Raw genomic sequence first — 20,872 nt, 5'->3', positions numbered from 1 at the left:
TTTCTTTATTTTAACAAACTTAATGTATAAGTGGTAACGAATGAGACAATCAATTCGCTCAATTCTGCACTTTATTTACAAAAAACCAGTAAAAACACCCAAAAAGCTGTTTTTACTGGTAATTTTATGTTCTTATTTAAATTTCACGTACATTCGGCGCCTTACTTCCTTTTTCTTTATCTCTGACAAACAATCCTACAATCAATCCAATAATCACAAGTATGGTAATTACACCAAACGACAAGTCTACCCCACGTGCAACCGCTTCTCTTTGCAGTAATTCTTTAGAAGCACCTGCATGAGGTTTTGGAGCAAACGCTTTTGCTCCAGTTGTCATAAGTGCAACCATTAATGCAGTACCAATTGATGAAGCCATCATTCTGGCAAAGTTCATAATTGCAGTACCATGAGATATATCTTTGTTTGGAAGTGCATTTACACCTGCTGTGTTTAACGGCATTGTCAATATAGATACTGAAAACATTCTTAAAGCATATACGACAACAAGCAGCCAATATGGCGTATCAACTTTTAAGAATGCTAATACACCTGTCAAAATAATCAATAATGTAAAGCCAATCATGATTAGCGGTCTAACACCATATTTGTCATAGGCTTTACCAGTATAAATAGACATTGCTCCATTTATAATTGCGCCAGGTAATATAACTACACCAGATAATAACGCAGATAGCCCCATCGCATTTTGAACATACATTGGAATCAATAAAGCAGGACCTATCATTGACATCATTACAATCATTGAACAAATTGTTGTGAGAGTGAATGTTTTATTCTTAAATACCCTTAAATTCAATATCGGATTTGAAATTGTCAACTGACGTTTAATAAAAATTGCTATTACGATTAAACTTAAAATTAACGGTACGTAAAACATCCAACTTGTAAATCCTAATGATCCAGCATTACTGAATGCATACAACATCACACCAAAACCAAGTGTAGAATAAACTACGGATAATTTATCTAATGTAATATCTTTAGGATCATTATAGTTAGAAATACTTGTTGCACCGAATATAAAACCGCCTCCAGCAATAACTGCTACTGCAATAAACGGTACACGCCAACTACTGATATCGATAATCAAACCAGATAACGTAGGACCAATTGCTGGAGCAAATGAGATAACCAAACCAGCTAATCCCATCGCAAAGCCGCGTTTATCTCTTGGGAATAATGAGAATAGCGTAAATTGCATTAACGGCATTATAATTCCAGCACCCATAGCTTGAATTACACGTGCCGTCATCAGAACTCCGAAGTTAGGTGCTATTGCTGCTACAATCGTACCAAATAAAAATATTCCCATCGAAGCAAGGTATAAGGGACGCGTTTTAACCTTATCCATTAAATAGGCTGTTAATGGAATCATTACACCATTAACAAGCATAAATCCTGTTACCAGCCATTGTGCCGTATTTTCTCCGACATGGAGTCCGCGCATAATTGAAGGTAAAGCAGTATTAAGTAAAGTTTGGTTTAAAATAGAAATAAAACCACTTAATATCATCACTGAAACAATTATATTACGTCGATGCTTAGATATGACCTGTTCGGACATTTAAACACTCCTTTTCATACTTACCTTTGTTATGATGCAACAATAAAGGTTAGCGAAGCAAACTAATTGCTTGCGGAGGTCACTTATTCCTGTTCAGATTTTCACTATCCGGGTAGAATACTTCCTTACATACATATAAGAAAGCCATAATAAGCATAATCACCCAATAATCTATATTTATATAAGTGTAATGAATATGCACAATGAAGAAAAACATCACTGTTGTCACAGAATAGGAAATCAAATGAAAGATTTCGCCATGGAAATAAGGACTTTGCGGCAACTTTTTCTTAAAGTAATCCATTAAGTACTCAACGGTAAACATCGTAAAATAGCCTAATACAATATAACTACCATAATACAATAGATTTTGATAGAAACCTTTATTATAACCAAAATACCCTAGATGCCAGAAAATAAGCAATCTACTGAGACCATATAATATAAATCCTAAAAGTGTGAGGAATACTGCTCCTGAAATCACAAATACAAAAAGCACAATTAAAGTCGATATTAGATTGAAAAAATTGAATTTAAAAAATTTCAAGCATCCTCACCTCATTTCTTATCGTAATTTTACAAATGTATCATAACATATTCTCTATAAAGCAATAAATTAAAATATCCCGCTTCGCAGCGGGATATTCACTAAGCTTCAGATGTATGGTTTTTATAAAGTACGACCCAAAGCACAAATAATATAATGATAAATATAATAATTAAGGCTACATTATTTAAAATACGCGCGCCGCCGATTACAAATGGTAAAGCGTAGATGCCTCCCATAATTGTAGATCCAATGGAATTACCAAGATTTTTCGATAAAGAGTAAAAGGACATCATACGTTTCATTTCATGAGGTGACGTTTCCTCTTGCACAATCACACTGTCTTTTGTATAAACCACACCAAAGCTCGCTCCTGCAAGTAATAATGTGAATGCTAATAAGACAGGTGCTGCATGCGTAGCAAAAATTAAAATACTACATACCAACAAGGAAGTAAATGCACCGATGTACAATGTTTTCCTTGTAATATTAGCTTCAATACGATGCAAATTAAAATTAATCAGCAACCATGCAACTGAAATCGGGAATACAACAAAACCGCTTTGCAATGGAGATAAACCTAGCTCTTCTTGTAAATAAATCGGCATATATAAGTTATAACCCATCAGCATCATTGCATAAATAAAGTCAGTAACAAACACTAACGTAATTGTACGGTTAAATTCTGCAACTGGTAAAAATGGAATACGCATTTTCTTTTCAACTTTAAATAATTTAAATGCTAAAGCAGCACCGACAATTAAAGCAATTGCTTTCAACCAAAATGGAAGCGGTGTTGTGACGGCACCAACAATAAAGATTAATGTTAAATAAAAGTAAGAAAGTCCTTTACTGTCAAATGGCTCTTCACTTTCGACTCTATCCTCATCAAAATGAAATGTAATAAATGCTAATATTCCTGCAACAATTGCAATTGGAATATTAATAAAGAACAACCAGTGCCACGTTGCAAATTCTAAAATCCCTCCGCCTAATAAAGGACCAATAATACTTGAAATTCCCCAAACACTTCCGACAATACCCATAATTTTATATCTTAGTGGAATTTCAAATGCAAGTTTAGGTACTATTTGACTCAATACCATCATAATCCCAGCGCCGAGCCCTTGCACAAAGCGTGAGATAATTAATAACGTAAATGTTGAACTTAGTCCTGAAAATAAACTACCTATTATAAACAGCAATAAACCTGTAAGTGTTACATAAATCAATTTAAAACGCGATAAAAATTCCCCTACTAACGGATTTACAATCACCAGCGCTATAAAATAAACAGAAAACACTAGAGAAATGGATGCTGTTACATTCAAATCACTTTTTATGGTCGGTAATGCTAACGATATAATCGATGTTTCAATTGCAGACATAAACATGATTAATACGAGCGCTGTCACTACACCAATAGACTTCAACTTCATAATACTTTTTCCTCTTTTCTCAAACTCTTTTCAAACACTCTTACAATAAGAAAGAGGTTGAAATGGTTAAATAACAAATTGGCTTGTTATTTAAAATTTCACCTCTCATGCTTATCCTTACATATAATATAAAATACCTACAAAGTGACACAACGAAGCAATCACAATAAAAATATGCCAAATCATATGGAAATATGGTCTATTTTTTTGCGCATAGAACCATGCACCAATTGTATATGCGATACCGCCAAGCAAGATAAACATCATAAATTGCCATGAAGCTTCTTTCCATATAATAGGGATATAGATAATTCCGACCCATCCCATAATTAAATACATAAATAAGCTTAATTTAGGATTGACCTTTTCAGCGATTGCTTTATATAAAATGCCCCAAATTGTGATACCCCACAATAGAACCATTATAATCCATCCGAACCATCCTCCGACTAATACCAAAGAAACCGGAGTATAAGTGCCAGCTATCGCAATGTAAATCATACTGTGATCTATAATTCTCATAATATATTTATGAGAAGAATGATTTTGCATGACATGGTAAACAGTCGATGACAGCAACATCAAAAAGATACTGATTACATATATAGAGACACTTACTGACGATAACACACCGCCTTGATTATAACTGTGGACCGCTGCGTATGGTAAAGCAATCAATGTCACAAATGCAGCTGCTCCATGGGATACTGCATTTCCAATTTCTTCACCAAAAGATAACGGAATAATATCTTTAAATCGACTCAATGTACTTTCCTTTTCCGTATTTGAAGCCTGTTTCAATAATGACTCCACCTTTGCTGTTAAATAAGATTTCTACGTTTTAAATCCTCTGTTGCTGTTTCAACACTATCTTTACCTTCACGGTTTTTAAGTGGTGAAAACTCTTCTTCTCTTGGAACTTGCAAGGTAATAAAGCTTGTTGCGTATTTAAAAATATCAAAATAGAACAACTCAAATTTTAATGTTGGTTTTGTCACAACATCAAAATCCTCATCAAGTTGCGCTAACTGTTTCACTGCTAAATGATATGGTAATTCTCTATCTACTGCAGATTGAATGAATGCCAACTTAAATGCATGAATTCCAATATTCGCATTATGGAAAGCATCCGCTTCTGATTCATCCAACTCAGAATACTCAAGCACACCATCTTTACAATTGATATTTACTAAACGGCCCACACTCTCACCTTGTTTAGGTTCAATCGTTTTAGAACTGATGTCTCGATTGAAATCTACTGTGAAACCAGCAAATACAGGATCTAAAACACGCGCCAACACATTATCAATATTATTCATAAAGATAAATTTAACACCATCTTGTTCCATTTTTTCTAAGTAACCTTGCTCGTCTAAAGCTTTGAATACGCCGCCATTTCCATTTGGTGTTTCCATCACTTCACCATTTTCAGCTAAAACAATACCGCCTTCTTCATTTAAAGCAACAATATTCTGTTGTTTGAAAAAATGAACGAAATCAGAATCATAGCCGAAGTAATCTTTTTCTGCAAAGAATTGACGTGTCGCTTCATCATTGATATCACTCGTCATGATATACCAATCTATATTGTGACCTGCTTCTTCAGAAAGCTGAATCAACTGTCTAGCTTGCAATTCAAAAAGACTCACACCTTCGATTTCAAATGAACCTTTAGGACCATCATATCCTAAACGTGTTCCTTGTCCCCCTGCCATTAACACTACAGCAAATTGACCTTCTTTAATCGCATTGATGCCTGTTTGATGAAAAGCATTGAGTTCTTCTTCTGTATAATCTTTGCGTACTTTATATTTAACTTCAGTTGCTTCTTCGGCTTCTTTATTTTTATTTTGCGACTTTTCAACATAAAGCGATTGATACATATCTTGGATCGCAGATAAGTCTAAAGATTCTAACTTAGCAGCAATATTTTCTTTTTCATTTGAACTCATTAATTTTTCATATTCTAGTAAGTGCTGTTGATTATTTTTCTCTAATTTGTTCTTATCCAACATTTTAATGTTACCTCTCCTTAAATTCTCCGCGATTAACGAGCTCTCGGAATATTAATGACTTCCGTTACTCTTAATATTCTAAAATTATATCATACATTAATCAATTCGGCTTAATCACGTTCATGAATGAATTGTTAACTTTATATGAAGCTTAAGAACCATTCACCGGATATGTTATACCCTATTTACCATCAATATATAGCGTTAAAAAGGTAATGTAATAAATTGATTCAACCATTGATTAATAACCTCGCGAAATATAACATAGGTACCACCAAAAGTAAATGCAGTAGCGAGAGATAAATCTACCATTCCGCCAGTTTTAAATTGAATCGGGAGTTTGACAGATAACGGTAATGGATATAATAACTTAACCCCTCTAGGTGTCAGCATATCCAAAATAATGTGTGAAGCCATACCACCTATGAAAGCTGTGAAATAAACTTCTGGTGTATGTATTGTTTTGAGTAATAATGCCATCAATAATGTAAATAAAAGTGAATGTGTAAAAGTTCTATGCCCGAACAAAATACGAACAATTATACTTAAAAGTTTAAATCTGCGACCGATTTTACTTTGTGTATGGCAAATGTCAGGCAACATACTTCCAGCCACTGCTAAGACAACAGTTGTAATAGAAGTAAATATGTCTGGATGATAATAATTAACTGCGAGCGTACCAATTAAAAACCCGCATGAGATGTGCGTTTTTCCTGTCATCTTAATTCTCCCTTCTGATTTTAATATTTTACCACAAAACGCACATAAAAACGAACATATTTTCGGTCCTTCTGTTCGCCTTTTTCTATTAGTATGACATATTTAAAAAAAGTATCTCACATTTGTTGAAAACGTTTTCTAAATGGTGTATGATGAGTTTACAATAATTTAAAAGGATGTGTTCTTACTATGGCAATGACAGTTAAAAAAGATAATAATGAAGTGAAAATTCAATGGAGAGTTGCAAATATCAAGATCCCAACAGAAAGCATTACAAGCATCAGAGAAGACCAAGATCTTCACGCAGTTCCAGAAACAGGCAAAGAAGTTTCAAGAATCGGTTCAACATTCGGTAAAACTAACCGCGTTATTATTGATACTGATGACCACGAATACATCATTTATACTTTCAACGACAAAAAAGTCTATAACGAGTTAACGAAATAAATGAAAGACGAAGCGACCACAAACGCAACATGTGGCCGCTTCTTTTTTTCATATTATAAGTATTTATTTAAAATATTTTTATTCTCTCCATAATACATTCCGCATAATAAAAGTATCGCTAATATCTCTACAATCGTAATAAAGTGAATATTTGTTATCACTAAACCTAATATTGTCGCTGCTAAAATGATTCCTATATACATTTATGCATAATCAAGAAAACCATATTAGTAGCATAGATTATGAATAAATGTATATAGATTGTAATTAAACCTGAATCATCTGTTTTTTCTTGGTCCAGACTACCTTTATAATGAAATGAATAAATGATAAACATACTCACAATGAGGACGAAATATACAACGTCTAGTACATTGAAATTAGAAAGTTTAATAGTCGGTACAATTTGAACAATTCCTTCACCAAACAATATAATCATGAATAAACTCAATCGTTCTGTTAAATGCGAGAAAAATACTGGGTTTTGTTTTGATGCCTTCCAGCAAACGCCTGGACTTGATACAGCAATTATAATCCCAATGAGAAAGAACCAGAAATTAATGTTTTTAGGCAATACCAGCCCTAAAATAAAAAATATAATAGTTAAGCCCAGACCAACTAAGTAAACACGAATCAGACGATTGCTGAGACGATGTCTGATCAACATATGATTCAAGAAATATTGCACCATTAAACTCACGTAGATACAGCCTGTTATCGATGCAAAAGGAATAAATGTTTCTTGGAAATTACTATTAATGGCTTTTGAAAGACATAAAATTAAGAACATATCTGTAAAAAGGAATACATATTGATACCATTTTTGCTCAAAGAAGCGGTTGATCAGCAATGTATGATAAACCCAAATTGAATAAAACACTAAAAATAGTACCAAGTTTTTTCCTAAACTTTCAAAACTTACTAACGATTGCGAAATATGCTGAACGGTTTGATTGATAGTAGACAAAACATACACGAATACTAAATCGAAAAACAGTTCAGCCATGCTGACTTCTTTTTTCTCCATTATTTCCCTCCTTCCATTATGATTATTTCACATATTTTTACTTTATAATTTTTACCACTAAAAATTTTGAAACAAACCCATTTGTGAACTGTGGTTATATTTTACTTCTAATCTATTTACAATTAGGGTAAAAATAAAGTAAGAAAATTTTAAATGAAGGAGCGATGTATGATGTATATCGTTACAAATAGAATTGAAGTTAAAAAAGGGTTCGCAGAAAAAATGGCACCGCGTTTCACTTCTAATCCAAAGTTAGAAGAAATGCCTGGATTTAATCGTGTTGAAGTTTCTTTAATCGAAAATGACAATGCAGATACTGAGGAGATGTATGTGACTACTTGGTGGGATTCAGAAAAAGACTTTGAAAATTGGAAGAATAGTGATGCCTTCAAACAAGCACACCAACGTTCCGATAAAAAAGAATCTGATAATCAAGAAAAGAAAGAATCACCGATCATTGGCAGCAATCTCGTAAAATCTCATGTACTTACAGCACTTGGTAAATTAGAATAGCAAAAAAGGAGTGCACTCATGCAATTCAATGAGTGCACTCCTTTTTGTTAGAAATATAAATGCGCCATCAAAGCAATGATTGGTAAGACAATAATTGTTCTGAGCAAGAAGATGACAAACAACTTACCAATACTGACAGGAATCTTAGATCCTAAGATAACACCGCCCACTTCTGATAAATAAATTAATTGAGAGATACTTAACGCACCTACAACAAAAAGTGTGATTTGACTTTTCACGCCATCAATTAAAATAGATGGTAAAAACATATCTGCAAAGCCGACCAGCATTGTTTCAGATGCACGTCCTGCTTCAGGAATTTGCAATAACTCTAATAATGGTACGAATGGTTTACCGATAATTTCAAAGAATGGTGTATATGTCGCAATAATGGTAGCTAATGTCCCAATCGTCATTACCACTGGTAAAATCGCGAACCACATATCCACTACTGTACCTAATCCTGATTTAAAGAAATCTACAAAACCAGGTGCTTTAATCCCTTGTTCAGTTGCTAAATTAAAGCCATGACGTACAGCAGATACACCTTCTGGTTTAGATTCATCTTTACTATATTCACTATTTTCTACCGCATATTCATCAGGAATATTACGTAATGGCCAAATTCTCGGCATAATTACAGCAGCGACTAAACATGAAACGATTACAGTTAAATAGAAATAGAAGAAGTGATTTTGCATTCCGACTGTTTCAGCTACTACAATCGCAAAAGTTAATGAGACAACACTGAAAATCGTCGCTATGACTGTTGCTTCTCTTCTAGAATAAAAGCCTTGTTCATATTGACGGCTGGTAATAATTACCCCTACTGTTCCATCTCCGATAAATGATGCCAAGTTATCAACTGTAGAACGTCCAGGTAATGTAAACAAAGGTCTCATGACTGGTCTGAAAATCGGCCCTAGCATTTCTAATAAACCGAATTCTAATAGTAGCGGTAAAAATAATGCTGCAAAGAAAAATACCGATAATAAGGTTGGTAATAAATCAGAAAAAATCAAGTTGCCTGTATCGTCTGAATAAACTACTTTTGTCCCAATATGTAAGAATGTCATCCAAACAAAAACAACAGCTAATAATCTGACAATCAACCAAATCGGTGTAACATTAAATACAGTATTCATTAAACCTTCTGGATTAATTCGATTTTTTAAAATAGTAGAACATAATAAGGTAAGTAGGCCAGAAAGTGTAATGACAATCAGCAAGATATACGGCATTGAGCCGCCTAACAATTCTTTCAGCCAGTTTGCTAAAAATGCGACGGTTAATGTTGTTTGTTTCTTACCATCTTCTGTCACAGGTATCGGAATCAAGAAAAGCAGAATTCCGATCAATGACATAATAATGAATTTTAAACGTCCTTTTATAATTTGTAATTTTGTATATTTTTCCATAATCTTCTCCCTCTCGTTAAAATAAGTATAAGCATAATTAAGAGAGTTAGCAATAGAAAATTAAATATTAATACAAAAAAATGTATAAAACCAACAATTATAATACACTTTTATTCTAACTATGATTACTCTAATTGTTGCTATCACTCTTTTTAGACAGCTTCCTTCTTTTAAATACAAGCATGCATTTTGCATAGAACTCATTGCATGCATAAAAAAGAAACGCTTCTCAATAAAGAGAAACGATTCTTCGTATTTACTACATTTTTCTTAATACATAGATAAAATAAGGTGCACCTACAATGGCAATAATGACACCGACCGGTATATCTAACGGTGGATGAATACCGCGTGCTAATGTATCACTGACAATAATTAAAATAGCACCGATTAAACCAGACATCGTAATAATATGAATATGTTTATGTCCGACAATAGTTCTTGCTATGTGCGGTGCAATTAAACCTAAGAAGCTTAAACCACCGACTACTGCAATAGATGAACCTGCAAGCATCACTGCTAAAATCAACATTACCATTTTAACAGTTCTGACTCTTGTACCAAGCGCAGTTGCGACTTGGTCACCAAGATGAATAATATCTAAACGTTGTGCTAAGAATAAAATCAACGGTACCGTCACAATGAACCACGGTAAAATTGAAAGGACATGGTCCATATTACGGCCAAATAAACTACCCGTCAGCCAAACGAGTGCTAAATTCGCTTCAAGCGGGAAGCGGATTAATAAATATTGCACCGCTGCCATACAAATTGCACCGATGGCTAAACCGATTAACGCTAGATTAGATCCTTGTACATCTTTACGTGCAATTAAATAAGATAAGATTAAACTCACTACTAATGCACCAATGAAAGATGCAACAGGCAATGCATAAATAGGTGCTTTAGGGAATAAAATTAATACAGTTACTGCCGCTAAACTTGCACCTTTTGTAATACCGATTACATCTGGAGATGCTAATGGGTTTCTGACAACACCTTGAATTACAGCACCAGAAATGGCAATACTGCTTCCCACAAGCAAGCCGACAAGCATACGCGGTTCTCTATATTCATTAATAATGAAATCATCTTGCATAATCAATCCTTTAATAGCTTCAAGCGGATTGACAAAAACAGCACCGACTGAGAGTGAAAATAAAGACACAATAATTAATATTGCAATGACAATAAGATACTTTCTGCCTAAATGTTTCGTCATATGCGCTTCACTCCTCTCAATGTTAATGATAAGAAGTAAATTGCACCTACGAAGGAAGTTACAATACCTACTGGTGTTTCAAATGGATATGCAATTAATCTGCTGATCACATCTGATAAAAGCAATATCGCTGCCCCAAATATCATCGTGAGCGGAATAATTACAAAATAGTTATTCTGCGTATAGTGTTTCACGATATGCGGAACGATTAATCCAATAAAACCAATCGGCCCCGCTATTGAAACAGATGCACCTGCAAGTACAACTACTAATATACCTAGAATAAGACGGGTTAATTTGATATTTTGTCCTAACCCTCGTGCAAGTTCATCACCTAATTCTAAAATTGAGATGTTGCGTGCCATTAATAAAGCAGCGATAAATGCAGCGATTAACCAAGGCATGATTGAAAGTACATCTCCCCATTTCAAGGTAGATAAAGAACCAACCAACCAGAAATAAACTGTTGTTGTTGAATCTTCATTCAGTAAAATCAACCCTTGCGTTAAACTCGTAAAGAATAGATGTACTGTCATCCCTGCTAAAGCCAACTTGACAGGTGTCATACCTTTAGTCGAATCAGACAGCATATAAACAATGCTTCCGCCAATAAATGCACCGATAAATGCAAGCAAAGTAGAGATAGGTGTTAAAGCCGGAAACATGATAGTTATGACAACAATCACAAACGAGGCACCAGCATTTACACCAAAAATTTGAGGTGAAGCAAGCGGGTTTCGCGTCATTGCCTGCATAAATAATCCAGCTACAGCTAAAGCTGCACCAATAAGCAAACCGCCAATCATTCTCGGCATTCTTATATTATGTATGACTAATGTATTTTTTGTATCATGATGCCATATCAAATAATCTGCAATGTCTTTCAACTTCATATTTGTTGTACCGACAGTCAAATTGAAATACATCACAATAAAAAGAAAACACACACTCCCTATAAAAAGGAGCGTGGTGCGTTTTCTTTGTTTCTTTTCAATAAGGCTGTGGTCAGGTTGTGTACGCATAACCATTCACCTTCTCCATATTACTTACTGCTTTGGTTGTTTTCGTGTTCTTTTGAAATTTTCACTAAATCTTTCGCAAGTGCTTCAGAAGAAATCAAGCCGCGTGATCTAGACCAAGTACTACGGTCTGCAGTGTATACACGATTATGTTTAACCGCATCGATAGTTTTCCAAACTTTATCATTTTCTTGTTTTTCTAATAATGGTTTATCTTTTTCATCAATCATGATAAACATTTGTTGCGGATTTACTTTTGCTAATTGCTCTGTTGACATTTTCAAGTAAGGACCATTCATATATTTAGGTAAATCTTTAGAAGTTCCTTTATTTAAAGCTTCTTTAAAACCTAATTGATGGAAAATTTGTCCAACATAAGATTTATCTGAGTGAGCCATAATATCTGTTTTTGTAATAACTGCTGGTAATGCTGATAATTTTTTATCTAAAGTGATGTCTTTAGCGTAGTTATCCATTTTTTCATTATGTTCTTTCAAACGTTTTTCGCCTTGTTTTTCTTTACCTAAAGCTTTAGCGATTGTTTTGAAAGCATCGATATTTTGTTTATAGTCACCATCAAAACTTGGCAAGAAAATTGTTGGTGCAATTTTGTTTAATTCTTTTTTAATACCTTTATGACGTTGTTGGTCAGCAATAATTAAATCAGGTTTTTCTTTGCTGATTACTTCTAAGTTCGGTTGTTTACGTGTTCCAACTGATTCATATTTACCGATTTTTTCACGGATTGGTTTAATAATACGGTCTGGTTTGTTATCATCAGCAACGCCGACAGGTGTAACATTTAACGCAGCTAAAGCATCTACGAATGAATATTCTAATGCTACAACACGTTTTGCACCTTTTTTAACCTTTGTTTCTCCACCGTCATTTTTGATTGTGATTGTATCTTTAGAATCTTTTTTGCTAGATTCTTTAGACTTGTCACTATTACCGTTGCCACATGCAGTTACAACAGTCAAAGCTAATACTAATACAAGAATACCAAGAAACTTCAATTTATTCATTTCTTTGTTTCCACTCCTTTATATTGGTAGATGCTTCTGATACGGCAAATGAAATTGCTTGTTCAACTCGGATGTCATAAATGCCAAGTCTCAAATATGTAAGCGCAGAAAGAATTCAAAAATCATATACCATTTCATTTGCTGTTCATTCTTTCATCTTTACTTATAATACTATTGATAACGATTCTCATTGTCAACACCATTTTATATTTTATTTCAAAAAACCGAGCATTTAAAATGCCCGGTCACTCTTGCAGTATTTGTCAGTATGTCTTAACTATTTAATTTTTATCTTTTCATTAGATGTTTGAAATGTATCTACGAGCATTTGAACACCCGGCTCTCTTACATATTCATGCGGTATCGTATCTTGATACATACTATGAGCTAAAGCTTGGTAGCCTAATTTGAAAGTAATCATATCTCCTACCTTATGGAAATCCGAGTTTTTTAAATCTACCATTAAATGATCACTCGTTGCTCCCATAATTCTCACATTATCATACATCGGAAAGATATCTTTTATCGCAGTATCAATTTGTCCAATGTCTAATATAACTTGTAAATAAGAAGCATCTTTCACTGTATCAATACGCGGTTTGATTTCAATAATTTCAGCTTTCAGTGTAATCGCATCTTGGAATAAGTAATGAATCGGTTGCTGATCTACTGTGTTAACACCTCTGAATAGTGATTCTCCAATTCTCAAATCATTAATACGTCCGAACGTACAATAATCAAGCAGAGGCAATGCACTTGAATTGCCGCCTGAAATCATTTTCAATGGATAACCTGTTTTCTTTTCTACAGATTGTATAAATTGATTGATCAAGAGTATATCTTCTTCAGTAGGTGCAATATCTTGGAAACACATAAAATTAAATGCTAATCCAGCAAGACAAATATATTTCATATGCATAATCTCATTAATATATTCAGGAATATCATACGTCAATATACCTTCTCTGCTATCTTTCCAATCTACCATCAATAAAATTTTATGTTTTTTATCAAGTGAAGCTGCAATTTCATTGATACGTCGAATCGTTTCAATTTCAGTTTGAATACTGATACTTACTTTTAATACAGTTTCCTTCAGTTCCCGACGGTTCGGCGTACGAATCATCATAAAAGATAAATCTTCATCATCTAATTTATCCATGTTTGAAAAACGTGCATCTCCTACATGATGAATACCTAATTGTTTCAATGCTTCTACAATAGTTCGATCTCCTGCAATGCATTTAATAACGGGAGTGATATCTAGGCCGCGTTGTTCTAACTTATGTTTTAACATCAACGTATTGTACTGAATTTTAGCTAAATCTATCTCTAAGTATGCCATCATACTCACTCTCCTTTCCATAATGGATTAGCAACTTCTGTATTGACATATTTTTTCACTTTGCCTTCCATTCTCATACGCATTAATGATTTAACTTTCATAGTCGGTGCAAAAAGCACTTCTTTTAATACTTGCGCATACGGTTTATTAGGGTCAATTGCATTGAGTGTGATATCGTGAATAATTTCAAACAATTCCTCTTCTTCAATACAATCGTACTGTTGGAAATGATAAATTAATTCACCCATTTGATTTTGAATGACCGCATGTTGAAACTTCGCAATTACATCTTCAATTTTGTCTGCAATCAGGCTTTGGTTTTCAACAACTACATTCGGTATCTTATCTTCTAATGAAGGCAAGTCAATACGCGATCCACCTAAATCTCTGACTGCAAATGCCATTCTGTAATCTTTACCCAGTTTAACTATGGTATTTTGCATATGCGCTTCTAGCGCAATGCCGTAATCTTGAATATATGCGATAAGCGGAGGAATTAAAGTATGGGCATATACCGTTATAAATTGTTTGATTGTATTTTTAGAAATCTCATTATCCACCCATTCTAAATAACTATCTACTATAGTATGGTCATCGATTGGGTTAGGGTTCACTAAACTTGCTGTGACAACCGTAACGCCATCTCCATCAATAAATGGCTTTTCACGCACAATATAGGCAAGCTGTCTGGCTTTATCCGCTTCAACATTAGCATGCAGTCCATAAGGCTCTTTTGCAATTTTAAGTTGCGGGAAAAGATGCAGCATATCTTGTAATTCATAACTTAACTTAGGTCCGTCAATTGTCGTCACCGCAGAAACAGTACGAATTGCACTCGTTGCTTGTACTTCAACAGGCAATTTAATATGGTATGGACGATTAAGCAAGGCCATTGTTCTAAATGATAATGTCGCTTTAGAAGGTAATGTAACAGGTGTCGGAATCAAACGTCTATCTGCAATCCAATCTTTAAAACGCTCTATAATCACATGTTCATATTGCCATGGATGCACAATCACCACATCATAATCTTCTAATTTTAAATTAAGTGCTTTAACAAAGTCTTTTAAACGCTGTTTTTCATCTTTCAGCATTTCATTCAGCATAAAATCAGGATCAAGTGATGCTGAAGTGGCTATGGCATCTTCTTTTTTAATCAGCATTACTTTCAATGGAATAACTTTTTCAAATTCAGGTGCATAACGCTCCACCTCTTCATTAGTTAAAGGCAGTTTCGTTTTTGATAATGGATGTGTCGGATGCCCTTCTAAAGCTAAACTCTCTGAATACAGCAAATCATTCATTTCATCGAGTGTACTCATATGCTGCATCCATGCAAAATAATTAAGACTAACCGGCATTCTAGAAAACTTCATACTATCATGTATTAACTTACGACGCTGATCCATTTGTGTGTAAGTCAAATCAAACCCGCGTCTGCTGTGAATCAATTCTTTTTCTAGTCGTTCTGGAATTTGAACTTCAAAATCTTCTTCCAATATTTTCAATAATTGTTCAAGTGTCTGCACACTTTCTTTTTGGTCTCTGATTTGAAAAGTCAGCGGTCCAATCATTGTAAAGCGTTTAAACGCTGCCTCACCAGATATTGCGACAGATAAAATCCGTCCTTTATATTGAACTTCTAATTGATTATTGAATGTATTAATTCTTGTTCCTTCTGGAAATATATTTTCTTTGATCATCGCATTGAAAACACGATGCTGCATATTAATATCTGCACGTTGAATGGTTGTTTGTATCATACTACACTTCCTCTATTCTTCATTTCTTTGATACCAAAGAATATTACTGCAACTATTATTGTACTGACACCCATTGTGATAAAGGTCGGAATAATCCCAATCCACTCTGTTAAAGCACTCATAATGACTGAACCTAACGGAATCATACCGCGGTCCATCATCACTATACTTAGTATGCGTCCTCTGCGGTCATCTTCAATATGTGTTTGAAAATAAACACGATTCGTTGTTCTTGCACATTGACTGAACAACCCAATAAGAAAAATAAATCCGAAGAGCAGTATCGAATTCGGCATAATTGCCGCAATTAAAGCAAAACCAAATAATATTGAACTTAAATAATAAACATTAATCGAGTAAAAAAACTTCAATATTTTAGGCAGCAGTAAAGTTGCGGTAATCCCGCCAATCGCACTAAATGTCATCGCAATTCCGAAGACTGAAGCTTGACCTGGAAAATTCAAACTGGTTAAAACTGGTAATAGAGTGGTATAAGAAAAACCAGTTGCCATGATAATTAAAGATGTAATAAAAATATTAAATCCTTGTACATGGGTTTTAAAATAATCCGCTACAATACTAAATGAGAATTTAACTTCCTCTTCTTTATCAGGTGCTGCAACTTTAAAATGCAACGGCAGACATAACAGTGCTGCTAAACAATACGCAATCGTTTGTGCTAAGAATGCATATTTTACATTCAACGCTGCAATAATGGCACCTGCAATTGCAGGACCAATTGAACGGCAAATATTTATAATAAATGAATGGTATGAAACAGCCTTAACTGTACTCAGCGATGCAGATAAGTCAGGTAAAATTGCTTGTCTGATCGGTGTCTCTACAGCATTGAGTATGCCTCTCCCACAGGCATAAATCAATATAATATATATAGGCAATTCCCCCATTTTGAAACTAAGAAAACATAAAATCGCAGTTAAAACGGTCGATGAAGTGATGGTAATACGAATTAACACACCTCTGTCATATTTATCTGCAATAGAACCCGCCCAAATACTTAAAAAAAGTATTGGAATGAGTCTTACAAAATTCACAAGTCCTAAGTAAAATGCATTATGATATAACTCATATACATACCAATTTAATGCAATTTGACCAATCCAGTTCCCCAAAAACAGAAGGAATGAACTCGGAAAAAAATACTTTGCCATTTTTAATTCCACCTGTCTTTTTAATTGATAATGATTATCATTACCGATATGATGGATTATACAAATCTTTGGTAGTTTTGTAAAATATTTATTGAAGAGGTGTACTATGAACAATAATTTAGAATCACAAAATATGAATTCTTTATCCCTTACAAAAGAAGAACAATATGCACATGATTATTTATCTGCGCATCATCCAAAATGGGCTGAAGCTTATCAATCTGTCTTATTACAAGCAAGAGACTTAGTTTCAAAACGTTTAATCGTCTCAATTTACAGAGAAGATATGATCAATCAAGGTAAAAATAGTGAGATTCTTTCTAGCGATGCATTGCCTTTTGAGCTCACTTCACCCACAGGTAAAATAATGAAAATGACTTGGCCAAAATCCAGCAAAATTCTATATGCACCGATCAGCGGTTTTCATGCATTTGATCGTATTGATATGGAAGGTCCATTTTATTTTTCTGATCTTAATGATGATGGAAATCTTGAACGTATTGTGCATCCTGAACAAGTACTCGACGTTATTTTAACAGATGCTCCTGAATATAAAGGCGCTGCAAGCGACCAGTTCAGCGATGATATGCTGAATAGTGCTGCAAATATGGCAATGGCTTTGAGTTACCAGCATTTAACTCTAAAAGATGAAAATCGTGCTATGCTGGAAATTATTGCTAATCATATTGATAGTTATTTACGTTCTGAACAAGCTGTCGTAGAAGGACATCCCCTTCACCCTGGCGCAAAATTACGTAAAGGCTTAACACCAGAAATGAATTTATTGTATTCATCTGAGTTCCATCAACCGCAAAGTTTAAAATTTATCGCTATACACAATTCACTCACACGCACACAAGCACTCGGACATACATACAATTCAGTGATATTTGATGCGTTCCCTGCTTTAGAGCAAGCATTCAATCAAGCATTATCCAAAGACACAAAAGCAGATTATCAAGTGATGATTTTACATCCATGGCAATATGATGAAATTCTGCATCGTGATTATCAAGATGAAATCGCACGTGGTTTAATAAAAGACATTCACTATGACACAGAATATTATGCAGGTCTTTCATTTAGAACATTGATGCCTAAATTGCCGATACTGACACCGCATGTCAAATTATCGACGAATGTGCATATTACAGGTGAAATCCGTACATTGTCTGAACAAACGACATTTAACGGACCACTCGTGACAAAAATACTGCAAGATATTATGCAACGTGATGTTTTATTCCAAAACATTAAAACCGATGCAATACCAGAAGTTGCAGGTATTCACTTTTATAACAATTCTGATAAAGGAAAATACCAAACAGAACGCAGCGAACAACTTGGTACACTTTTACGTACCAACATTTACACTTTAGCCGCTGATGATACAATCAATCTCATCCCTTCCAGCTTGATTGCGTATAATCCTAATCAAGGAGAAGCAGTTGTAAATTCGTTAATTCATCGTGCACAGTTTGCAGGTCAATTTGATAGTTTTGAACAAGCTGCACGTGCATGGCTTTCTGATTACGCGAAATCTTTATTAGATATGGTCATCCCGCTGCTCGTTAAATACGGTATTGCTTTAGAAGCACACTTGCAAAATGCTATTGCTTCATTCAATCAAGATGGTACGCTTAATCGTATGTTCATTAGAGATTTTGAAGGGTTGCGTATCGATGAAGCACAGTTGAATCGAAGCGGTTATTCTACAAAGAACTTCCATGAAAAATCACGAATTCTAACAAACAAACCGACATCTGTATTTAATAAAGCATTCTATTCTACTGTACAAAATCATTTAGGTGAATTAATCCTAACAATTGCCCAACATACCGATAACAGCATTCAATTTGAAAATGCACTATGGTCAGAAGTACGCATTCTCATTCAAGACAAATTTAAAGAAATGCGTGAAACTCACGAAATTGATGAAGCACGTTTAAATGAAATCGAATCCATTTTCTTTGATGAAAAAATTGATTATAAATGTGTCACAACTATGCGTTTAGAAGACGAAGCACATGAATATACTTATGTGAAAGTCGACAATCCACTGCACAACAAAAAATAATAACGTAAAAGAAGTCTTCAAATAAAAATAACCCTATAAAGCAATTACTAAAAGATAAAGGCTTTATAGGGTATTTCTATGTCCAAAAAAAGTGATGAACATGTACTATGCTCATCACTTAATAAAATATTATGGATTATTCTAATCCTTTATTTTGGTTTTGTTGCTGTTGTTGATTATTTTTTTGTTTTAATTCAAATTCTTTGCGAGTTAATACATCATCAACACGCATATTCACTTCAACAACTTGTAAACCAGTCATATGTTTGACTTGTTCTTTAATTAAGTCAGTTACTTTTTGGAAAATTTTCGGAGCTGACTCACCATATTCTAAAACTACTTTTAAATCTACAGCAGTTTGTTTTTCTCCTACTTCTACTGACACACCTTGTGTCACATTTTCAGTATTTGAAAATTGATTACTTAAACTATCTACAAGGTTACCTTTTAAAGATAAAATACCTTGTACTTCACGTGCTGCAATCCCAGCAATTTTTTCAATAACTTCATCTGAGAAAGTTAATTTGTTATGGAATTTAGGTTTTGAATTTTCTTGATTTTTTTCTTGTTCAATCGCATCTACACCAGTTTCTTGATCATAAGCTTGTTTTGCTTTTGTATTATCTACAGCCATAATTTTTATTCCTCTTTTCTTTAAAAATTTTCCTCGCTGCTTGCTTGCATTTTATAAAAGAGCTTAACTCCACCGGTTCAAGAAGTTTAAGAATTCTTGTCTACGGTCTTTAATGTACCCGATACCTATGCCGATTAAACATAGCACCACGATGAGTACCGTCTTCCAAAAACCGAGTGTTAAAAATAAAATTGCAATAATCAGAAACACTAGAAATCCAATAATTCGTCCAGCATAACTTTTTATAAAGTTAATAACATGCTGTGTTGAATCATTTGGCTTTTGATTGTTATTCGCCATGATATCCCTCCTTATAGTACTCTTGGACTTGATGGGCTTTTTTGATCTTTCACATTGACCTCTAGTTTGCGAATCGGTACTTCAGAAAAGTATTCAACTTTCTGTTTAATATCTTTTCGAACACTTTCTGTCAATGTTTTGGCATGCGTATCGTCAGGCAAGAAGAAATCCGCTTTAATATCTATGTAGGATTTTTTCTTTTTACTGTAGCACTTTGTCACCACATTCGGCTGCATCAACTGTTCATATTGCGCTAATGTATCATACACAACTTTGTCTATTGATTTTCGAGAAATATAGATATGTCCATCTTTATAAATTTTATAAAGACCTGGTTTGCGATGGGTCGGCGCAAATAAACTAAATACTAAAATCAAACCGAGTAGTATGAGTAGCCCAGATAACGCAAAGAGCACCGGCAAGAACCAAGCAAATGTTAGTAGTTGATGTCGATAAGTTTCAATCTGCGGTACTTGAGGCACTTTAACAATCATAAAGACCAACATGGCTACTACTACGACAATGAGCAAGCCTAAGATGAAATTCTTCAATCTTCTCACAGTGCAGCACCTCCTCATTCCAATTACATAATTTTCTTATATTT

The 20,872-nt window shown here is 34.2% G+C and carries 20 protein-coding genes; 3 read left to right on the top strand and 17 right to left on the bottom strand.

The window, feature by feature from the left end:
• Positions 1-136: 136 nt before the first annotated feature.
• The 6 genes from DYE31_RS03980 to DYE31_RS03955 form a co-directional block, all read right to left on the bottom strand.
• Positions 137-1,585, bottom strand: a complete 1,449-nt coding sequence (locus tag DYE31_RS03980; RefSeq protein ID WP_015900913.1) for an MDR family MFS transporter — start codon at positions 1,583-1,585, stop codon at positions 137-139.
• A 79-nt stretch (positions 1,586-1,664) separates the two neighbouring features.
• On the bottom strand, positions 1,665-2,132 hold the full coding sequence (locus DYE31_RS03975) for a SepA family multidrug efflux transporter (protein WP_015900914.1): 468 nt from the start codon (positions 2,130-2,132) through the stop codon (positions 1,665-1,667).
• 101 nt (positions 2,133-2,233) lie between these two features.
• Positions 2,234-3,571 carry a multidrug efflux MFS transporter SdrM gene (gene sdrM, locus DYE31_RS03970; protein WP_015900915.1) on the bottom strand — a complete coding sequence of 446 codons (1,338 nt, stop codon included), beginning with the start codon at positions 3,569-3,571 and terminating at the stop codon, positions 2,234-2,236.
• Between the two features lie 117 nt (positions 3,572-3,688).
• On the bottom strand, positions 3,689-4,372 hold the full coding sequence (gene trhA / locus DYE31_RS03965; RefSeq protein WP_015900916.1) for a PAQR family membrane homeostasis protein TrhA: 684 nt from the start codon (positions 4,370-4,372) through the stop codon (positions 3,689-3,691).
• A 20-nt stretch (positions 4,373-4,392) separates the two neighbouring features.
• A complete protein-coding gene (locus DYE31_RS03960; protein ID WP_015900917.1) occupies positions 4,393-5,586 on the bottom strand; it encodes a UTP--glucose-1-phosphate uridylyltransferase in 1,194 nt (397 codons plus the stop codon).
• Between the two features lie 204 nt (positions 5,587-5,790).
• Entirely contained in the window at positions 5,791-6,306 is a 516-nt protein-coding gene (locus DYE31_RS03955) for a metal-dependent hydrolase (RefSeq protein ID WP_015900918.1), read from the bottom strand.
• A gap of 189 nt (positions 6,307-6,495) precedes the next feature.
• Between DYE31_RS03955 and DYE31_RS03950 the strand changes: the two genes are divergently transcribed.
• The gene (locus tag DYE31_RS03950; RefSeq protein WP_015900919.1) at positions 6,496-6,753 is read left to right on the top strand and encodes a SunI/YnzG family protein; all 258 of its coding nucleotides are present in this window, start codon (positions 6,496-6,498) and stop codon (positions 6,751-6,753) included.
• 193 nt (positions 6,754-6,946) lie between these two features.
• Here the strand turns inward: DYE31_RS03950 and DYE31_RS03945 are convergent, their stop codons facing one another.
• Positions 6,947-7,780: a low temperature requirement protein A gene (locus DYE31_RS03945; RefSeq protein WP_015900921.1), complete on the bottom strand. Its 834-nt coding sequence runs from the start codon at positions 7,778-7,780 to the stop codon at positions 6,947-6,949.
• Between the two features lie 171 nt (positions 7,781-7,951).
• Between DYE31_RS03945 and DYE31_RS03940 the strand changes: the two genes are divergently transcribed.
• Entirely contained in the window at positions 7,952-8,293 is a 342-nt protein-coding gene (locus tag DYE31_RS03940) for a heme oxygenase (protein ID WP_041613006.1), read from the top strand.
• A 47-nt stretch (positions 8,294-8,340) separates the two neighbouring features.
• On the opposite strand, the gene DYE31_RS03935 is transcribed toward DYE31_RS03940, so the two are convergent.
• The 7 genes from DYE31_RS03935 to DYE31_RS03905 all read right to left on the bottom strand — a co-directional run bounded on the left by DYE31_RS03935 (position 8,341) and on the right by DYE31_RS03905 (position 17,257).
• Entirely contained in the window at positions 8,341-9,711 is a 1,371-nt protein-coding gene (locus DYE31_RS03935) for a YjiH family protein (protein ID WP_015900923.1), read from the bottom strand.
• A gap of 259 nt (positions 9,712-9,970) precedes the next feature.
• Complete coding sequence (locus DYE31_RS03930; RefSeq protein WP_015900924.1) at positions 9,971-10,933, bottom strand: FecCD family ABC transporter permease; 963 nt, start codon at positions 10,931-10,933, stop codon at positions 9,971-9,973.
• Complete coding sequence (locus tag DYE31_RS03925; RefSeq protein ID WP_015900925.1) at positions 10,930-11,961, bottom strand: FecCD family ABC transporter permease; 1,032 nt, start codon at positions 11,959-11,961, stop codon at positions 10,930-10,932. The genes DYE31_RS03930 and DYE31_RS03925 overlap by 4 nt, the downstream gene beginning before the upstream one ends.
• Before the next feature lie 14 nt (positions 11,962-11,975).
• The gene (locus DYE31_RS03920; protein ID WP_015900926.1) at positions 11,976-12,977 is read right to left on the bottom strand and encodes an ABC transporter substrate-binding protein; all 1,002 of its coding nucleotides are present in this window, start codon (positions 12,975-12,977) and stop codon (positions 11,976-11,978) included.
• Positions 12,978-13,254: 277 nt separating this feature from the next.
• On the bottom strand, positions 13,255-14,322 hold the full coding sequence (locus DYE31_RS03915) for an alanine racemase (RefSeq protein ID WP_041613127.1): 1,068 nt from the start codon (positions 14,320-14,322) through the stop codon (positions 13,255-13,257).
• 5 nt (positions 14,323-14,327) lie between these two features.
• The gene (locus DYE31_RS03910) at positions 14,328-16,085 is read right to left on the bottom strand and encodes an IucA/IucC family protein (protein WP_015900928.1); all 1,758 of its coding nucleotides are present in this window, start codon (positions 16,083-16,085) and stop codon (positions 14,328-14,330) included.
• A complete protein-coding gene (locus DYE31_RS03905) occupies positions 16,082-17,257 on the bottom strand; it encodes an MFS transporter (RefSeq protein ID WP_015900929.1) in 1,176 nt (391 codons plus the stop codon). The genes DYE31_RS03910 and DYE31_RS03905 overlap by 4 nt, the downstream gene beginning before the upstream one ends.
• Before the next feature lie 106 nt (positions 17,258-17,363).
• Between DYE31_RS03905 and DYE31_RS03900 the strand changes: the two genes are divergently transcribed.
• Positions 17,364-19,334, top strand: coding sequence for an IucA/IucC family protein (locus DYE31_RS03900; RefSeq protein WP_015900930.1), 1,971 nt, complete (start codon positions 17,364-17,366; stop codon positions 19,332-19,334).
• Between the two features lie 136 nt (positions 19,335-19,470).
• On the opposite strand, the gene DYE31_RS03895 is transcribed toward DYE31_RS03900, so the two are convergent.
• From DYE31_RS03895 to amaP, 3 genes are all read right to left on the bottom strand, one after another.
• A complete protein-coding gene (locus DYE31_RS03895) occupies positions 19,471-19,968 on the bottom strand; it encodes an Asp23/Gls24 family envelope stress response protein (protein ID WP_015900931.1) in 498 nt (165 codons plus the stop codon).
• Between the two features lie 63 nt (positions 19,969-20,031).
• The gene (locus DYE31_RS03890; RefSeq protein WP_015900932.1) at positions 20,032-20,268 is read right to left on the bottom strand and encodes a DUF2273 domain-containing protein; all 237 of its coding nucleotides are present in this window, start codon (positions 20,266-20,268) and stop codon (positions 20,032-20,034) included.
• 11 nt (positions 20,269-20,279) lie between these two features.
• Complete coding sequence (gene amaP / locus DYE31_RS03885) at positions 20,280-20,828, bottom strand: alkaline shock response membrane anchor protein AmaP (RefSeq protein ID WP_041613007.1); 549 nt, start codon at positions 20,826-20,828, stop codon at positions 20,280-20,282.
• Positions 20,829-20,872: the final 44 nt, after the last annotated feature.

The sequence above is a fragment of the Staphylococcus carnosus genome (assembly GCF_900458435.1).
Classification (GTDB): Bacteria; Bacillota; Bacilli; order Staphylococcales; family Staphylococcaceae; genus Staphylococcus; species Staphylococcus carnosus.
The sequence above is the reverse complement of the archived record's forward strand: the minus strand, read 5'-3'. Positions and strand labels throughout refer to the sequence as shown.

Excerpts from the sequence above, each read along its gene's own strand:
- DYE31_RS03955 (WP_015900918.1), bottom strand. The coding sequence starts at position 6,306 with ATGACAGGAAAAACGCACATCTCATGCGGGTTTTTAATTGGTACGCTC.
- DYE31_RS03980 (WP_015900913.1), bottom strand. The coding sequence starts at position 1,585 with ATGTCCGAACAGGTCATATCTAAGCATCGACGTAATATAATTGTTTCA.
- DYE31_RS03960 (WP_015900917.1), bottom strand. The coding sequence starts at position 5,586 with ATGTTGGATAAGAACAAATTAGAGAAAAATAATCAACAGCACTTACTA.
- DYE31_RS03895 (WP_015900931.1), bottom strand. The coding sequence starts at position 19,968 with ATGGCTGTAGATAATACAAAAGCAAAACAAGCTTATGATCAAGAAACT.
- DYE31_RS03915 (WP_041613127.1), bottom strand. The coding sequence starts at position 14,322 with ATGGCATACTTAGAGATAGATTTAGCTAAAATTCAGTACAATACGTTG.
- DYE31_RS03900 (WP_015900930.1), top strand. The coding sequence starts at position 17,364 with ATGAACAATAATTTAGAATCACAAAATATGAATTCTTTATCCCTTACA.
- DYE31_RS03945 (WP_015900921.1), bottom strand. The coding sequence starts at position 7,780 with ATGGAGAAAAAAGAAGTCAGCATGGCTGAACTGTTTTTCGATTTAGTA.
- DYE31_RS03890 (WP_015900932.1), bottom strand. The coding sequence starts at position 20,268 with ATGGCGAATAACAATCAAAAGCCAAATGATTCAACACAGCATGTTATT.
- DYE31_RS03910 (WP_015900928.1), bottom strand. The coding sequence starts at position 16,085 with ATGATACAAACAACCATTCAACGTGCAGATATTAATATGCAGCATCGT.
- DYE31_RS03905 (WP_015900929.1), bottom strand. The coding sequence starts at position 17,257 with ATGGCAAAGTATTTTTTTCCGAGTTCATTCCTTCTGTTTTTGGGGAAC.
- DYE31_RS03920 (WP_015900926.1), bottom strand. The coding sequence starts at position 12,977 with ATGAATAAATTGAAGTTTCTTGGTATTCTTGTATTAGTATTAGCTTTG.
- DYE31_RS03935 (WP_015900923.1), bottom strand. The coding sequence starts at position 9,711 with ATGGAAAAATATACAAAATTACAAATTATAAAAGGACGTTTAAAATTC.
- DYE31_RS03950 (WP_015900919.1), top strand. The coding sequence starts at position 6,496 with ATGGCAATGACAGTTAAAAAAGATAATAATGAAGTGAAAATTCAATGG.
- DYE31_RS03930 (WP_015900924.1), bottom strand. The coding sequence starts at position 10,933 with ATGACGAAACATTTAGGCAGAAAGTATCTTATTGTCATTGCAATATTA.
- DYE31_RS03925 (WP_015900925.1), bottom strand. The coding sequence starts at position 11,961 with ATGGTTATGCGTACACAACCTGACCACAGCCTTATTGAAAAGAAACAA.
- DYE31_RS03940 (WP_041613006.1), top strand. The coding sequence starts at position 7,952 with ATGTATATCGTTACAAATAGAATTGAAGTTAAAAAAGGGTTCGCAGAA.
- sdrM (WP_015900915.1), bottom strand. The coding sequence starts at position 3,571 with ATGAAGTTGAAGTCTATTGGTGTAGTGACAGCGCTCGTATTAATCATG.